At 70.5% G+C, this 16,200-nt stretch carries 9 protein-coding genes and 1 pseudogene; 6 read left to right on the forward strand and 4 right to left on the reverse strand.

Going from position 1 to position 16,200, the window contains the following annotated elements; genetic code table 11:
- A partial coding sequence (locus AC559T_RS14185) for an FAD binding domain-containing protein (protein WP_498868996.1) occupies positions 1-619 on the reverse strand: 619 nt, incomplete at its 3' end.
- Between the two features lie 637 nt (positions 620-1,256).
- Here AC559T_RS14185 and AC559T_RS14190 point away from each other — a divergent pair.
- Positions 1,257-1,673: pseudogene (locus AC559T_RS14190) on the forward strand (SDR family NAD(P)-dependent oxidoreductase); the annotation flags it as partial.
- Here AC559T_RS14190 and AC559T_RS14195 read toward each other — a convergent pair.
- On the reverse strand, positions 1,652-2,122 hold the full coding sequence (locus tag AC559T_RS14195; protein ID WP_112106726.1) for a helix-turn-helix domain-containing protein: 471 nt from the start codon (positions 2,120-2,122) through the stop codon (positions 1,652-1,654). The pseudogene AC559T_RS14190 and the gene AC559T_RS14195 overlap by 22 nt on opposite strands.
- Positions 2,123-2,257: 135 nt before the next feature.
- Between AC559T_RS14195 and AC559T_RS14200 the strand changes: the two genes are divergently transcribed.
- Both AC559T_RS14200 and AC559T_RS14205 read left to right on the forward strand, forming a co-directional pair.
- Positions 2,258-4,009, forward strand: coding sequence for an ABC transporter ATP-binding protein (locus tag AC559T_RS14200; protein ID WP_498868997.1), 1,752 nt, complete (start codon positions 2,258-2,260; stop codon positions 4,007-4,009).
- Positions 4,006-5,922, forward strand: coding sequence for an ABC transporter ATP-binding protein (locus tag AC559T_RS14205; protein ID WP_498868998.1), 1,917 nt, complete (start codon positions 4,006-4,008; stop codon positions 5,920-5,922). The genes AC559T_RS14200 and AC559T_RS14205 overlap by 4 nt, the downstream gene beginning before the upstream one ends.
- Before the next feature lie 73 nt (positions 5,923-5,995).
- On the opposite strand, the gene AC559T_RS14210 is transcribed toward AC559T_RS14205, so the two are convergent.
- Positions 5,996-8,104, reverse strand: coding sequence for a hypothetical protein (locus AC559T_RS14210; protein WP_498868999.1), 2,109 nt, complete (start codon positions 8,102-8,104; stop codon positions 5,996-5,998).
- A gap of 224 nt (positions 8,105-8,328) precedes the next feature.
- Here AC559T_RS14210 and AC559T_RS14215 point away from each other — a divergent pair, with 224 nt between their 5' ends.
- The gene (locus tag AC559T_RS14215; protein WP_498869000.1) at positions 8,329-9,930 is read left to right on the forward strand and encodes a gluconokinase; all 1,602 of its coding nucleotides are present in this window, start codon (positions 8,329-8,331) and stop codon (positions 9,928-9,930) included.
- Here the strand turns inward: AC559T_RS14215 and AC559T_RS14220 are convergent.
- A complete protein-coding gene (locus AC559T_RS14220) occupies positions 9,927-10,928 on the reverse strand; it encodes a LacI family DNA-binding transcriptional regulator (RefSeq protein WP_498869001.1) in 1,002 nt (333 codons plus the stop codon). The genes AC559T_RS14215 and AC559T_RS14220 overlap by 4 nt on opposite strands.
- Positions 10,929-11,113: 185 nt before the next feature.
- On the opposite strand from AC559T_RS14220, the gene AC559T_RS14225 reads away from it, so the two are divergent.
- Together AC559T_RS14225 and AC559T_RS14230 are read left to right on the forward strand one after the other, a co-directional pair.
- Positions 11,114-13,591 (forward strand): glycoside hydrolase family 2 TIM barrel-domain containing protein, encoded by a 2,478-nt coding sequence (locus tag AC559T_RS14225; RefSeq protein ID WP_498869002.1) that lies wholly within the window; start codon positions 11,114-11,116, stop codon positions 13,589-13,591.
- Positions 13,592-13,635: 44 nt separating this feature from the next.
- Positions 13,636-16,071 carry a glycoside hydrolase family 3 N-terminal domain-containing protein gene (locus AC559T_RS14230; protein ID WP_498869003.1) on the forward strand — a complete coding sequence of 812 codons (2,436 nt, stop codon included), beginning with the start codon at positions 13,636-13,638 and terminating at the stop codon, positions 16,069-16,071.
- The last annotated feature ends 129 nt before the right edge of the window (positions 16,072-16,200 follow it).

Genomic DNA, 16,200 nt, shown 5'->3' on the forward strand with positions numbered 1-16,200 from the left:
CCGCCCCCCCCCCCCCCCCCCCCCCCGCGCCGGCGATCGCGAAGTCACCGTGGCGGCGGGCGAGCTCCTCGACGGCGTGCCCGGTCCTGCCGCGCCAGGCGGGGAAGTTCACGGCGGTGAGGATCTCGTCGTCGGCGAGGGCGGTGCTCCAGGTGCCGAGGAAGAACTTCTCGGCGGGGATGGTGCGCGCCCCGCGCGGCGAGACGGTCTCCAGCTGCGCGTCGAGGGCGAGCGCCACCGCGGGGAACTCGGCGGCGGGGTCGGCGTGGGCGATCGCGCCGCCGACCGTGCCCCGGTTGCGGATCTGGAAGTGGCCGATGAGCGGGGCGGCGCGGGCCAGCAGCGGGACGGTCCTGGCGAGGTCCGCGGACGACTCGACTGCGGTGTGGGTGGTGGCGGCACCGATGCGGACGGTGTCGCCCTGATGGTCGATGCCGGCCAGCTCGGGTATCCGGCCGAGGTCGACGAGGTGGTCGAAGACGGCGAGTCGCATCGCGAGCATGGGAATCAGGCTCTGGCCCCCGGCCAGGACCTTCGCGCTGTCACCGTGCTCGGCGAGCAGAGCAAGCGCCTCAGCAAGAGTGGACGGCGCATGGTAGGCGAACCGTGACGCTTTCATTGCCGTGGCGGCTCCGGACTTGTCGGGTCGACCTCGATCTCCAGCGAACGGAAGAACCAGGCCATGGTCTAGTAGAGGACGACGGTGAGAACGACGTCGAACAGCTCCGTTCGGCGTCAGGTTCGCTCACGGTGCCGCCGCCGAGGTGTTCGTTCACGGCACGGATCAGTGTGGTCTCCACGGGGTTACTGAACGACCGTACAAGCTTCACCGGAGACCGAGCAAGTAGGCCTGGACCAGCACAGGCCGGTCTCCCGTCGGCCCTACGGAGCGGAGGAGGGACCGGGGACCTCCGAGCGCCCCGCCCCGCCCCGTGAACGGCGATCCTGCCCGCGTTCTGGTTGACGCCACGCAGCCGTGATGCTGAACTAGCGTTTAATGCCCAGGAGGGCTGGCTTCCCGTACCGCTTCGGCGCCGGCGCGAGAGGACGCGATCGAGGCGCGGAGGCGCCGATGACGCGTCTTTCCGGCCTCGACCTCGGCCCCGAGGAACAGTCGGCCAGCTGCGGACCTCCGGCCTCGGCACACACCACGGTCCCGGTACCGCGCTGGCCCGCCTCGAAGCCAGGGTGGCGCTCCAGCAGATCCCTGTCCACCTCCCGTGATGGAAGGTGGACCATCAGCCAAGGAGACGCAGATGGGAAAGCTCGACGGCAAGGTCGCGTTCATCACCGGCGCGGCACGCGGTCAGGGTCGTAGCCACGCGGTTCGGTTAGCGCAGGAGGGTGCTGACATCATCGCGGTGGACCTCTGCGCCCAGATGGAGTCGGTGCCTTACCCGATGGCGACTCCGGAGGACCTCGAGCTGACCGTGAAGGCGGTCGAGGAGACGGGACGGCGGATCGTCGCCCGGCAGGCTGACGTCCGTGACGTGGCGGCGTTGGGGAAGGCGTTCCAGGACGGCGTCGCCGAGCTGGGCCCGGTCGACATCGTGCTGGCGAACGCCGGTATCGGGCCGGGTGGGGCGGCGTCGGAGGACGAGCAGTGGGCGGACGTCGTCGGGGTCAACCTCACGCTGTCGGGCGCGACGCGTCAGGGCGTGTCCGCGGCGCCGGGGGCTGAGGGCACACCGGCGGTGGGTTGACGCCGGTCGAGCAGCCCGGCCAGGACCTCGAGCGCGTCTCTCACCCGCTGGATGTCGGCCGGGTCGGTGCTGCCGATCGCGGCGGCGAGGGTGTCGTCGATGGGCGCCGAGGGCCGGTCCTCGGCACGGCGCAGCGCCTCGGCCGAGGGACGGACGAGTGTCCTGCGACGGTCGTGGGGGTCGCTGACGGTCTCCAGGGCCCCGACCTCGCGCAACCGGGCGACGCACGCCGAGACCTGGCTCTGCGGGAACCTGACCCGCGCGGTGATCTCCGAGATCGAGCTGTCGGGGTTCCCGAAGACGTCGAACACGACCGCGCGCGTCGGACCGGACATCCGGTGGAGCCCCATCTCCGGGATCGCCTGCTCGCCAAGCTTCATCAGCCTGCGACCCAACTGGAAGAGCTCGAATCCGTCCATGGCAACCTTACAGCAACAGCGATGCATCTCTCAGAGATGCATCTATCTTGATGGAGGTGGTCCTGTCCGGCTAGTGTTACAGCCGCTCAGTCCGCGTACGGTCCGCGGCCCACCCGACCGCCCCTGTGAGTCTTCGTGCTGATTCGCCTGCTGCTGCGCTATGCGCGTCCGTACCGACGGGCCACAGCTCTGGTGGCCATCCTCCAACTCGTCCAGACCGCGGCGGCGCTCTACCTTCCCGACCTGAGCGCCGACGTGATCGACAAGGGTGTCCTGACCGGCGACACCGGCCACATCTGGCGGGTCGGCGGCGTCATGATCGCGGTGTCCCTGGTGCAGCTCCTGTGCGCGATCGCCGCCGCGGTGCTGGCGGCCCGGGTGGCGACGTACCTGGCGCGTGACATGCGCGCCTCGCTGTTCGGCCACGTGCAGTCCTTCTCCTCGACCGAACTGCACCTCTTCGGCGCTCCGTCGCTGATCGTCCGGACAACCAACGACATCACGCAGATCCAGGTCCTCGTGCAGATCACCCTCGCGTTCATGATCACAGCACCGATCATGTGCGTCGGCGGCGTCGTCTTCGCGCTCGGCCAGGACGTCCCGCTGTCGCTCCTGCTCGTCGTGATCGCCCCGCTGCTGGGCGCGGCGATCCTGGTCATCCTGCGCCGCATGACACCGCTGTCAGCCACGCAGCAGAGCACGACGGACTCGGTGAACCGCATCATGCGTGAGCAGATCACGGGGCTGCGTGTCGTCCGGGCCTTCGTCCAGGAGGACCACGAACACGCGCGCTTCGCCGCGGCCAACACCCTGCTCACCGACGTGTCCGTACGGGCCGGCCAGCTCATGGCTCTGATGTACCCGCTGGCGACCGCGGTCGCGAGCCTCGCCGGCGTCGCCGTCGTGTGGTTCGGCGCATTGCGCATCGACTCCGGGGCGATCGGCGTCGGGACGCTGTCGGCGTTCCTCGGCTACGTCATGCAGATCCTCGGAGCGGCCATCATGGCCACCTACCTGCTGCGCATGCTCCCCCGGGCGGAGGTCTGCGCCGGACGCGTCCGCGAGGTGCTCGGCACCGCGAGCACCGTCGTCCCGCCCGCCACAGCCGTCCCGCCCGCCACAGCGGTGCCGGCTCTCACCCGGCGCACGCACGTCGAGCTGCGTGGCGTGGGATTCCGGTATCCGGGCGCGGAGGTGGCCGTGCTCAGTGATGTGAACATCACCGCGGGCCCCGGCGAGACAGTCGCGATCATCGGCAGCACCGGCAGCGGCAAGAGCACGCTGCTCAGCCTGATCCCCCGGCTGGCCGACACGTCCGAGGGCATGGTTCTGGTGGGCGGCGTCGACGTCCGCGCGCTCGACCGGGCGCTGCTGAGCCGGACGATCGGCTATGTCCCGCAGCGGCCCTTCCTGTTCTCCGGAACCGTCGCCACGAATCTGCGTTACGGCGACCCCGAGGCCACCGACGACGAGCTGTGGCGGGCCCTCGGCATCGCCCAGGCCCGGGCGTTCGTCGAAGCGCTCTCCGAAGGTCTGGACGCACCGGTCTCGCAGGGCGGCACGAATCTCTCCGGCGGCCAGCGCCAGCGGCTCGCCATCGCACGCGCCCTGGTCGGGCGGCCGGCGGTGTACCTGTTCGACGACTCCTTCTCCGCCCTCGACAACGCGACCGACGCGCGGCTGCGGTCGGCGCTGGCCCGCGAGACGGCGGAGTCGGTGGTCGTCATCGTGGCCCAGCGGGTGAACACGATCCGCGGTGCCGACCGCATCGTCGTGCTCGACGAGGGACGGGTGGTCGGCGTCGGCACCCACCACGCACTGCTCGCCGGGAACGCGACCTACCGCGAGATCGTGCTGTCACAGATGACCGAGGCGGAGGCCGCATGAGTCGGAATCGCGCCGCCCGGAATCACCCCGCCCAGGGCCTCGGCGCCGCGACGGGCGGCCCGCGCCGGCCCGACAGGTCCGCGGACTCCCGCGGCACCGTGCGCCGGGTGTGGCAGGCGATATCCCGGCAGCGAGGACTGCTCGTGGGCACGGCCGTCTCCGGTGTCGCCAGTGTCGTCCTGACCGCTTCGGGCCCATGGCTGCTCGGCCGCGCCACCAACCTTGTCGTCGAAGGCACGCTGGGCCGCCAGCCCGACGCGGCGCGGTCTCCGGCCGGTGTCACCGACGGCGCCGCGGCAGCCGGTTCCGGCATCGACTTCGACGCGGTCGGACGGGTGCTGCTGTACGCGACCGCGGTGTACGTGGCCGCCGGGTTGTGCGCCGTGGTCCAGGCGTGGACGGCCAACCTCGCCGTGCAGCGGGTCACCCGGCAACTACGCGAGGACGTCGCCATCAAGATTTCCCGGGTGCCCGTCTCCTATTTCGACCGCCAGCGCCGCGGCGAGATCCTCAGCCGGGTCACCAACGACATCGACAACCTCGGTCAGAGCCTGCAGCAGGTGTTCGGGCAGTTCGTCATCCCGCTGTTCAGCATCGCGGGAATGCTGGCCGCGATGTTCTGGATCTCATGGCTGCTGGCGCTGATCGCGCTCGTCACCGCCCCGCTGTCCCTCGTCGCGGTGACGGCGCTCGGTAAACGGGCCCAGCCCTTCTTTCTGGAGCAGTGGAAACAGACCGGGCGACTCAACAGCCACATCGAGGAGATGTACACCGGCCACGCCCTGGTCAAGGCCTTCGGGCGCGACCAGCAGGCGATGGACGTCTTCATGGAGAGCAACGACGAGCTGACCGGGGCGACCTACCGGGCGCAGGCGGTGTCGAGCGCCATCCAGCCGGCCATGATGTTCATGAGCAACCTGAACTACGTCCTCATCGCGGTCGTCGGCGGGGTGCGGGTCGCCGCCGGCGCGCTGACGATCGGCGACATCCAGGCGTTCATCCAGTACTCCCGCCAGTACAGCCAGCCGCTGGCGTTCCTCGCCAGCATGGCCAGCACCGTGCAGTCCGGCGCCGCCTCGGCCGAACGGGTCTTCGAGATCCTCGACGCGCCCGAGGAGTCACCGGACCCCATCGAGGCGAACCAGCCGGCATCGACCGTCACGGGTCGGGTCGCGTTCGAGAACGTGTCCTTCCGGTACACCCCGGACAAGCCACTCATCGAGAACCTGTCGCTGACCGCCGAGCCCGGTCACACCATCGCCATCGTGGGCCCGACCGGCGCGGGCAAGACCACGCTGGTCAACCTGCTCATGCGCTTCTACGACGTCGGCGAGGGTCACATCACCCTGGACGGCGTCGACATCGCCACGATGGCGCGGGCCCGCCTGCGTTCCAGAGTCGGCATGGTCCTGCAGGACACCTGGCTGTTCAGCGGAACCATCGCCGAGAACATCGCCTACAGCGCACGGGGAGCGACCCGCGACGAGATCGTCGCCGCGGCGACGGCCGCCCACGCCGACCGGTTCATCCGGACCCTGCCCGACGGCTACGACACAGTGATCGACGACGAGGACTCCGGGCTCAGCGCCGGCGAGAAACAGCTCCTCACCATCGCCCGGGCGTTCCTCGCCAGACCCGCGATCCTCATCCTCGACGAGGCCACCAGCTCCGTCGACACCCGCACCGAAGTTCTCATCCAGGAAGCCATGGCCCGGCTACGGGAAGGGCGCACGGCCTTCGTCATCGCCCACCGGCTGTCCACCATCCGTGACGCGGACACGATCGTCGTCATGGAGGACGGTGCCATCGTCGAGCAGGGCACGCACGATCGCCTCGTCGACGCCGACGGCGCCTACACCCGCCTGTACGCCGCGCAGTTCGCCGATGCGGCGGCCCGGATCGGCTCGGACTGACCTGGGCCTACCGGCCGCTGGAGCCAGTGGTCCGGGCCAGCAGGCCGCCGGTACGGCACACACCACGCCTGGTTCAGGGCCAGGCGATGAAACCTTCGTGGCGGATGGTCCAGCTGCCGTCACGGGGGAAGCCCGGGAGGTCGGTGCCGGCGCCCTCCCAGCCAGCGACCATGAGCGACACGGCCGCGAGCAGGCCGCCGTTGGCGGGAAGATAGACGGGGAGGAAGCTGCCCATCTGCGGGCAGTGGCCGGTGGGCAGGTACCGGTTCTTCGGACGGTCCATGAGGAGCGCGTCCACCGCGAGGTCGGGGCGGCCGATGCGCGTCGCCGTCATCGCCATGACCGGGAAGTCCCAGCCCCACGCGGAGTCCCACTGCCAGGTGTCCCGGACGGCGAGGAGCGTCGTCTCCATGGTGGCGGCGTCGATGAGGGGGGTCACGGGCACGACACCGAGAGCGCACAGCATCGAGGGATGGTCGTCGCGCCGCAGATAGGGCTCCGTGGCGATCGCCGAGTAGACGCCCGCCTCCTCGCGGGGCGGCGCCATGCCGTCCTGGATCTGCTGCCACTGTGCGTTTCTTCCCAGGCCGAGGCGTTCGCGCCACCGCTGGGCGATTTCCAGGCCCCACCACCAGTAGGCCAGCTCGAAGGTGGGATCTTCGGTGGTCCTGGCGTCATAGAACTCCTGGGCGGGGACCAGCGGGGCGGGCAGGTGGTAGGTGCCTGAGCGGTCCTCGACGAAGGAGGCCATGAACAGAGCCGTCTCCTCGACGAGCTCGGCGAAACGAGCCACCAGCCGTTCGCGTTCCGGCCCGGTGCGGCTGCGGTGGAGCAGCTCGAGGAGGTAGAGAAGATGAGGCTGCTGCCAGATGAGCAGCGCCCCGATCTCGGAGGGGCTCTCCCTGCCGTCCGGACCTACCTGCTTGGGCCAGCGCGCCCCGGCGTAACTCTGTCGCTGTGCGGTTGCGCGGGCCGAATCCAGGATTGACAGATACCAGTCCAGGCTGCGTTCCAGGAGATCGGGACGGCCCCACGCGGCGAAGTGCGCGGCATGCCACCAGTGCATCTCGAGGTGGAACTTGCCCTGCCAGGAGTTGGTGACCAACCCGGTTTCCTGCGGCGGGACGGTACCGGAGCAGTTGACCGCGGTCAGGTACTGGGACAGCACCACCCGCCGTTCCAGCTCGGCCGCTCTGGGATCGGTGCTGCCGGCGACATCGATCGCCGCCCCCGACGTCCAGAAACGGCGCCACGAATCCGCCGCCGCGCTCCGGACGGGCGCGAACTCCGCGCGCTCGTGCGCCCAGCTGTCGCCGGGAGCGAAACCGGCCACGAGCTCCAGCGCGGCGGACGACGCGGTCAGCACGAACTCGTGCGGCTCACCGGTCGGGCTGATCCGGCCCTCCGACCAGTCCAGGCGCAGCGTGTACGCGGTGTCGTCGAGTGTCCGGTCGAGGCGGCAGGACTGGTCGCCGAGCAGGTGCAGAGCCGTTGTGTGCCGCTCGGGTGCGCTCCAGTCCGAGGTCCGGAAGAAGTCGTCGCTGGCGTAGGGGAACCGGAGGACGACGGCGGCCCGGCCGTCGGCGAGCAGCTCGGATTCGATGCGGAACGCGACGCGGGAGTCGCGCGGATCGGCGACCGTGCTGACCCGCACCTCGTGCCCGGCGTACTCGAAGACACTGGCGAGCTCGCCCGACCACAGGTCGAGGCGCTGACGCGGATTCGTGAGCGCCCCGGGATCGCTCTCGGGAGCGGCGTCGGGATCCGGCCGCAGGACGAGTCCGATGCGGCCCAGATCGAGGCGCTGGGGATTACAGTGCAGCCAGGTTCCGGCGCGGTGCTCCTCGGCGATCTCGCCGGTGAACATCGCCATCATGTCGAACTTGTCGGGGTACTCCACCGGCCCGCGGGCGGTCTGGTAACCGGTCATCGCGTCGGCGAGCACGAACCCCTCGGGGTTGGGCATGGAGTGCCAGCCCCACGTCGACATCGTCGCGGTGTTCACGGCCAGGCGTTTCTCCGGGTGGGCGGCGGCCTGGTCGTGAAAGGCCGGGAAGGTCTGCATGCCGGTGATGTCGGCGGTGAAGGCAAAGTCGCCGTTGCCGACCGTGATCGCCGCCGCCGCGTCGGCCCGCACCAGCTCGACGTTGTGACGGCGGACGACAGCCTCTCGGTCAATCATGCTCAGCCTTTCCGCCCATGCAAACCCAATCGCGGGCCCCAGGCGCGCGACCCGTCGATACTAGCTCGCGCTAGTTTCCGTAGGCCACGCTATATTGGTGTCCTAGCGCACGCAAGCTGTCCATAATCCAGTAGGCGGCACGGCACCGCCAGGGACCCTCCTGCCGTCCGCCACGAGAAGCAACCCGTCCGCGCCCGGATCTTCTACCCTGGTACAGGGAGAGCATGAGACGGCCCTCCACAGCAGCCGCATCCGGTGCCGGGGTTGACGTGATCCTCGGCGTCGACGTCGGCACGACCGCCACGAAGGTCGTGGCCTTCGACCCGGACGGTCGCGAGCACGCCAGTGCGAGGGTCGGCTACCCCCTGCTCGAACCCCACCCCGGCGAGGCCGTGCAGGACCCCGACGTCATCAGGGGGGCGGTGACCGAGGCGGTCAGAGGGGCGGCGCGGCAGGCCGGGAACGCCGGTCACCGGGTCAGCGGCCTCTCCTTCTCCGCCGCGATGCACACGCTCATCGGCATCGGCGACGCCGGCCGGCCACTGACCCCGTCACTCACCTGGGCGGATGCCCGGGCGGCGACACAGGCCGAACGGCTGCGCGCCACCCACGGCCTGGAGCTGCACCGCCGGACCGGCACGCCGACGCACCCGATGTCCCCGCTGGCCAAGCTCGTGTGGTTCCGCGAGCAGGACCCGGAGACCTTCGCGGCGGTGCGCCGCTGGGTGGGGATCAAGGAGTACATCCTCGCCGACCTGTGCGGCGAGTGGCTCGTCGACCACTCGGTGGCATCCGCCACCGGGCTGCTCGACCTGGCCGCCCTCGACTGGGACGGCGAGGCGCTGGACGTCGCCGGCATCGACCCGGCCCGACTGTCCCGCCTCGCCGCGACGACCGAGGTCCTCCCCCGCCTCACCCCGGCCGCGGCCGCGGCACTCGGGCTGCCGGCCGCGACGCCGGTGGTTGTCGGCGCGAGCGACGGGGCACTGGCATCGCTCGGGGTGGGAGCGGTGCACGGCGGGGTCGCGTCCTGCTCGATCGGGACGAGCGCCGCGATCCGGGTGATGGTCGACCGGCCGACCGTCGACCCGTCCGGGCACCTCTTCTGCTACGCCCTCGCGCCGGAGCGCTGGGTGGTCGGCGGGGCCATCAACAACGGCGGGCTGGTGCTGCGGTGGGCACGTGACGCACTGGCGCCCGACCTGGAGGACGAGCCGGCCGTGCTGGACATCGCGGCCCGGGCCCCCGCGGGGTCCGACGGGCTGCTGATGCTGCCCTACCTGACCGGGGAGCGGGCGCCGCACTGGGACTCGCTCTCCCGCGGGGCCTACGTCGGGCTGACCCGGGGGCACCGCCGCGAGCACCTCGTCCGGGCGGCACTCGAAGGGGTCTGCCTGCAGCTCGCGCTGGTCGCCGAGTCCATCCGGGCCGCCGGGATCGAGGTGCGCGAGACGCGGGCCACCGGCGGTTTCGCCCGCAGCGCGCTGTGGCGGCAGATCCTCACCGACGCCCTCGGCATGGACGTCGACTTCCCCTCGACCCGTGAGGGCACGAGCTTCGGCGCGGCACTGCTGGGGATGGACGCCCTCGGCATGGTCGAGAACCTCGACGTCGCGGCCGACCTCGTGCAGGCCGGTGAGAGCCACCGCCCCGAGCCGGCGTCCGCTGCCACCTACCGCGCGCTGCTCCCGGTCTTCGAGTCGCTCCATGAGGCCCTCGTCCCGGCGTTCCGCACGCTGCGGGACGTCGCCCAGCGCCCGTCTTCTGCCTCGGCGAGCTCTGCCTCAAAAAGCTCTGTCCCGGAGAACCAGGTCTCGGAGAACTAGGTCGACTCGCGGCGGATGAGGGTGGCGCTCACCGGGGGCCGCCAGTCCGGCAGGGGCCGGCCTTCTGTCTGGTGGATGGCGTATTCGGCGAACCCGCGGCCGAGGGTGGCGGTGTCGAACCGGACAGTGGAAAGCGCGGGAACGAACATTGTCGCTATGGGGCTGTCGTCGTGACCGATGACGGCGAGGTCGTCGGGTATCCGTATCCCGATGCGGATCGCGGCGCTGACGACGGCGGCGGCGACGTCGTCGTTGAAGGCGACGACGCCGGTCACTCCGGCGCCGTGCCAGGCACGGACCGCGTCGTCGGCGGATCCGTCGCGGTAGTCGATGTACCTGATGTCGACGGGTGGCAGGTCGAGGCAGTGGGCTCGTTCCCGGGCCGCGTCGTGGCGGGCCTGGACGAGGGAGGACGGGAGGGGGTCGGCAAAGGCGGCGTAGGCGAGCTGGCGGCGGCCGTGTTCGTGCAGGTGCTCGACCTGGAGGCGGGGTCCCGCGCTGACGGCCAGGGAGAGGTCGAGGGGTTCCTGTCGGGCGGGGTCCGGGAAGATCCGGCGGATCCCGCAGCCGCGCATCGAGGCGATCTCGTCCGGGCTGAAGGAGGTGAACCCGAAGACACTGTCCGGGGTCAGGAGCTCCCAGAGGGGACGGGTCTCGCCGTGGGGCCGGCGGGTGTAGGTGACGAGCGAGTAGCCGGCCTCGTCCAGGACGCGGGACGCCTCGTCGAGGTAGATCCGGAAGCTGTACTCGACGGGCCAGTCCGGCAGGACGAACAGGACGATCCTGCTGCGGCCGCTGGCGAGGGCCTGGGCGGCGCTGTTCGGCCGGTAGCCGAGGCGCAGTGCCGCTTCGAGCACCCGCTCCCGGGTGCCCTCCGAGATCGTCTGCCCCCGGGTCCGGTTGAGGACGAAGCCCACCGTCGCCCGCGAAACCCCTGCGACCGCGGCAACATCCGTGGCGGTGACCCTTCGCTTCGCCGTCGCCTCTGACACGGCCACCGCCCCCCTCACTCAAGCCCACTTGCGCGCGCTAACAGCACGATGTTAGCTTGTCTACCCACGACGCTAGTACGTGCTAGTGGCCTGGGGCACCCGCCTTCGCGACCTCGGGTCACCTTTCGCGCGCAGGTGCCATCCGCCCGAATCCACGACGAACAAAGACTGCGTTGCCAGGGAGAGCTCGGTTGATCCGTTCATCCTTCAATGACGGCTGGTCCTTCCGCCGGAAGACCGACGCGTTCCTGGAGATCCTCGGCCGGGCCGACGCCCCCTGGCAGGACGTCCGGCTGCCCCACGACGCGATGGTCGGGCTCGAGCGCGACGGAGCCGATACCGAGGCGGGTCAGCGCGGCTACTACCCGAGCGGGGCATACCAGTACAGAAAGACGTTCTTCGCGCCGGAGGAGTACCGGAACCGACGGGTCACCCTCGAGTTCGAGGGTGTTTACCGAAATGCCCGGGTCTTCATCAACGGTGATTTCGCGGCGCAGTGCGCCTACGGCTACTCCAACTTCTACGTCCGCACCGATCACCTGCTGAAGTACGGCAGCGACAACGAGATCGTCGTGGAGGCGCACAGCGGCAACGACACCCGCTGGTACTCGGGTGGCGGGGTCTACCGCAACACGAAGCTGATCGTCGGCGATCTGGTGCACCTCGCACTGGACGGGGTGAGGATCACGACTCCGGCCGTGGACGACGACCTCGCGGTGGTCGCGGTGGCGACCGAGATACAGAACGAATCCCCGGTCACCCGGGCCCTCGAGGTGCTCACCGAGATCGTGGACGCCGACGGCACGGTCGTCGCCGGGGACACCGCTCCGGTCACCACGTTCATCGGCGACACACTCACCCTGCGCCAGCGGCTGCCCGTGCCACGACCGGAACTGTGGGGGGTGGACCGGCCCTACCTCTACCTCTGCCGGACCAGCGTCATGGCGGACGGCGAGCTCCTGGACCAGGAGACCACGCACTTCGGCATCCGTACGCTCACTGTTGATCCGCTGCGGGGCCTGCGCATCAACGGCGAGACGGTGAACCTGCGCGGCGCCTGCATCCACCACGACAACGGGGTGATCGGCGCCGCGACCATCGACCGCGCCGAACAGCGCCGGGTCGAGATCCTCAAGCAGGCCGGCTTCAACGCCATCCGCAGCTCCCACAACCCGATGAGCAAGGCGCTGCTCGACGCCTGCGACCAGCTCGGCGTTCTCGTGATCGACGAGCTGTTCGACGCGTGGACCCGCTCGAAGGTGAGCCAGGACTACGCCCTCGACTTCGCCACCTGGTGGGAGTCCGACGTGCGGGCGATGGTCGGCAAGGACTTCAACCATCCCAGCGTCATCCTCTACTCGATCGGGAACGAGATCCCCGAGACGGGCACCGCCGCCGGCGCGGCGATCAGCCGCCGGCTCGCCGAGACGATCCGCTCGATCGACAGCACCAGGTTCGTCACGAACGGCGTCAACGGACTCCTCGCCGGCGGCCCCGACCTGCTCGCCTCCTTCGCCGGCGAATCCCGGAAGAAGGACAGCGAGAGCCTCGACGTCAACGGCTTCATGACGCGGTTCCGTGAGTTCATGCCAATCCTCATGAGCTCCGAGGTCGTCGGTTCGAAGACCGCCGAGTCGATGGCCTGCCTCGATGTCGCCGGCTACAACTACCTCGAATCACGGTACGAGCAGGACGGGGCGCAGTTCCCCAACCGGGTGATCGTCGGAACCGAGACCTACCCCGCCGACATCGACACGAACTGGCGGCTCGTCCAGGACCACAGCCATGTCATCGGTGACTTCACCTGGACCGGCTGGGACTACCTCGGCGAGCCGGGGACCGGCCGGATCGAGTACGAGGGCGACAGCGAGACCACGAACTCCGCGCTGAACCACCAGGGCGGCTACCCGTGGCTGACGGCGTGGTGCGGGGACATCGACATCACCGGCCACCGCCGGCCCGCCTCCTACTACCGCGAGATCGTGTTCGGCCTGCGCGGCGAGCCCTACATCGCCGTCCACCGCCCCGAGCACTTCGGGCGGGCGGTCAGGGTCGCGATGTGGTGGTCGTGGAGCGACTCGGTCTCCAGCTGGAGCTGGAACGGCCACGAGGGCAGGCCCGTGCGGCTCGAGGTGTACTCCGCGGCGGACGAGATCGAGCTCCTGATCAACGGCCGGCGGGTCGGAACGGCCCCGGCGGGTGAGAAGAACCGGTTCAGGGCGGAGTTCGAGACCGTCTACGAGCCCGGCGAGATCGTGGCCGTCGCCTACACCGGCGGCCGCGAGACCGGCCGCACCTCGCTGCGGTCCGCGACCGGCGAGGTCCACCTCGACGCCGCGACCGACCGCACCCGCATCACCGCCGACGACACCGACCTCGCCTACGTCGCCCTCACGCTCGTCGACGGGGCCGGCAACCTCTACAACACCGCCGACCGCAAGGTGGCCGTCGAAGTGACGGGACCCGCCGTGCTCCAGGGCTTCGGCAGCGCGGACCCCAGGACGACCGAGAACTTCTTCGACACGGTCCGCACGACCTTCGACGGCCGGGCGCTCGCCGTCATCCGCCCGACGGCACCCGGCTCGATCACCGTCACCGCCACGGCGGAGGGCTGCGAGCCGTCCACCGTGCGCATCGAAGCCGAACCCTCGGGCCCCTCCGCCGAATGACCGGCTGACGCATCAGTGCTGATCACATCAGTAAGGAATCGACGATGACGTACGACGCCCCATTGACGCCTGAGGCCCGGGCGGACGCGCTTCTGCGGACCATGACGGTGGAGGAGAAGGCGCAGCAGGTCACCGGGCTGATGCCGATCGGGCTTCTCGGCGTGGACGGCCTGGTCCAGGCGCAGGCCGAGCGTCTTCTGGGCACCGGGATCGGCCACATCGCGCCGCTCGGGATGCTCAGCCACCGCACGCCCGCGAACCTGGCCAAGGGTGTCAACGAGATCCAGCGATTCCTCGTCACCCAGACCCGCCTCGGCATTCCCGCGCTCTTCCACGTGGAGGCGCTCAACGGTGTGGTGTCCCCTGGTCTGACCACGTTCCCGACCGCGATCGGGCTCGCCGCCACGTGGAACCCCGCCGGGGTGGCGGAGATGGCGGACGTCCTGCGCCGGCAGGCCCGGGCCATCGGTCACCCGTTCGTCCTGTCCCCGGTGATGGACGTGGCCCGCGACGCCCGCTGGGGCCGGGTGCACGAGACCTACGGCGAGGACCCGTACCTGGTGTCCGCGATGAGCGTCGCGTTCGTCCGCGGCATCCAGGGCGGCGACCCGCGCGAGGGTGTGATCGCGACCGGGAAGCACTTCCTCGGCTACGCCCTCACCGAGGCCGGGCAGAACATGGCCCGCACAGCCATCGGGGCCCGGGAGCTGTACGAGGTGTACGCCCGCCCGTTCGAGGCCGCCATCAAACTGGCCGGTCTCGCGGCGGTCATGAACTCCTACAGCACCGTCGACGGCGTCCCCGTCGGTGCCAACCGCGAGATCCTCACCGGCCTGCTGCGGGACCGCCTCGGCTTCGCCGGCACCGTCGTCTCCGACTACGAGACCATCCGTCACCTGTACAAGCGGCTCGGTGTCGCGCGTGATGCCGAGGAGGCCGGCCGGCTCGCCCTCGCCGCGGGTCTCGACGTCGAGCTTCCTGTCGCCGACGGCTACGGCCCCACGCTCGCGCGGGCGGTCCACGCCGGCACGGTTCCCGTCGATCAGCTGGACCAGGCCGTGTGGCGGGTCCTGCGGGACAAGTTCGCGCTGGGCCTGTTCGACCGGCCCTACGCCGACGAGGACCCCGTCGTCGTCAACGAGGTCGCCCGCCAGGGTGTCGACCTCTCCTACCGGCTCGCCCAGCAGTCGGTGACCCTGCTGGCGAACGACGGCACCCTGCCGCTGTCCCGGGACCTGCGCCGGATCGCGGTCGTCGGCCCGCACGCCGACGGGATCTCCTTCGCGTTCCCGCCCTACACCTACCCCGCCGCGCTGGAGATGCTCCGGGCCCGGTTCACCGGCGAGCGGGCCCACATACCCGGCACCGAGAACATGGCCGGTGACATCACCCCCGAGGCGGCCGCGCTGATGCGCCAGGAACTCGCCGGCCCCATCGGGACACCGATCGACGACTACATCCGCGACGCCTACGGCGCGCTGTCCCTCGCCGACGCCGTCCGGCAAGCCGCCCCCGGCGCGCGGGTGACCGTGGCCGCCGGCTGCGGGGTCCTCGACGAGGAGCCGACCGACATCCCCGCCGCGGTCGCCGCTGCCGCGGACGCCGACGTGGTGATCCTCGCCCTCGGCGGGCGGGCCGGCTGGTTCACCCCCCGGATCACCGAGGGCGAGGGCTGCGACACCGCCAACATCGACCTACCGGCGAACCAGGTCGCGCTCGTCGAGGCCGTCGCCGGCACCGGAACGCCGTGCGTGGGGATCGTGTACACCGGCCGGCCGATGGCCCTGACCCCGATCGTCGGGCTGCTCCCGGCGCTGCTCTACGGCTACTACGGCGGCCAGCACGCCGCCACCGCCATGGCCGACGTGCTGTTCGGCGACGTCAACCCGGCCGGCAGGCTCCCGATCTCCATCCCGCGGCACTCCGGGCAGGTGCCCGTCTACTCCGGCCAGCCCACCGGCACCGGCTACCGGCGCACCGACCAGGACATGCACCAGGGCTATCTCGACCTGCCGTCCGGCCCGCTGTTCCCGTTCGGCCACGGGCTGAGCTACACGACCTTCGACTACACCGACCTCACGGTCAGTTCGCCCGAGGTCGACAGCGAGGGCACGGTCACCGTCGGGCTGACCGTCCGCAACACCGGCGCGCGCGCCGGCGACGAGGTCGTGCAGCTCTACTTCTCCGACCAGGCCACCGGGGTCACCCGACCGGCCCGGGAGCTCGTCGGCTTCACCCGGATCAGCCTGGACGCCGGCGCGGCGGCGACCGTGGCGTTCACCGTGCCCATGAGCCAGCTCGGCTACGTCGCCCTCGACGGCGGATTCCTACTCGAGCCCGGCCCCGTCCAGGTTCTCGCGGGCAGCTCCTCCGACGACATCCGCCTGCGCGGCAGCTTCGACGTCGTCGGAAAAGTCGCCGAGCTGGACGGCCGCCGTTCCTTCCTCTCGGACGTCACCGTCAGCGACACACGCCCTTGAACCACCGGCCGCACCTATCAGGAAACCCGACCGCCGCCTTTCCGGGCCGGGTTCTCGCCGGGTGCCAGTCGCTGACCGAGGTCAGCGGATTCTTACGGAGATCTCCATGCTCACCTGCATTACCTGTGC

Origin of the sequence: Frankia sp. Hr75.2, from assembly GCF_949319125.1 — a bacterium.
GTDB classification, from domain to species: Bacteria; Actinomycetota; Actinomycetes; order Frankiales; family Frankiaceae; genus Parafrankia; species Parafrankia soli.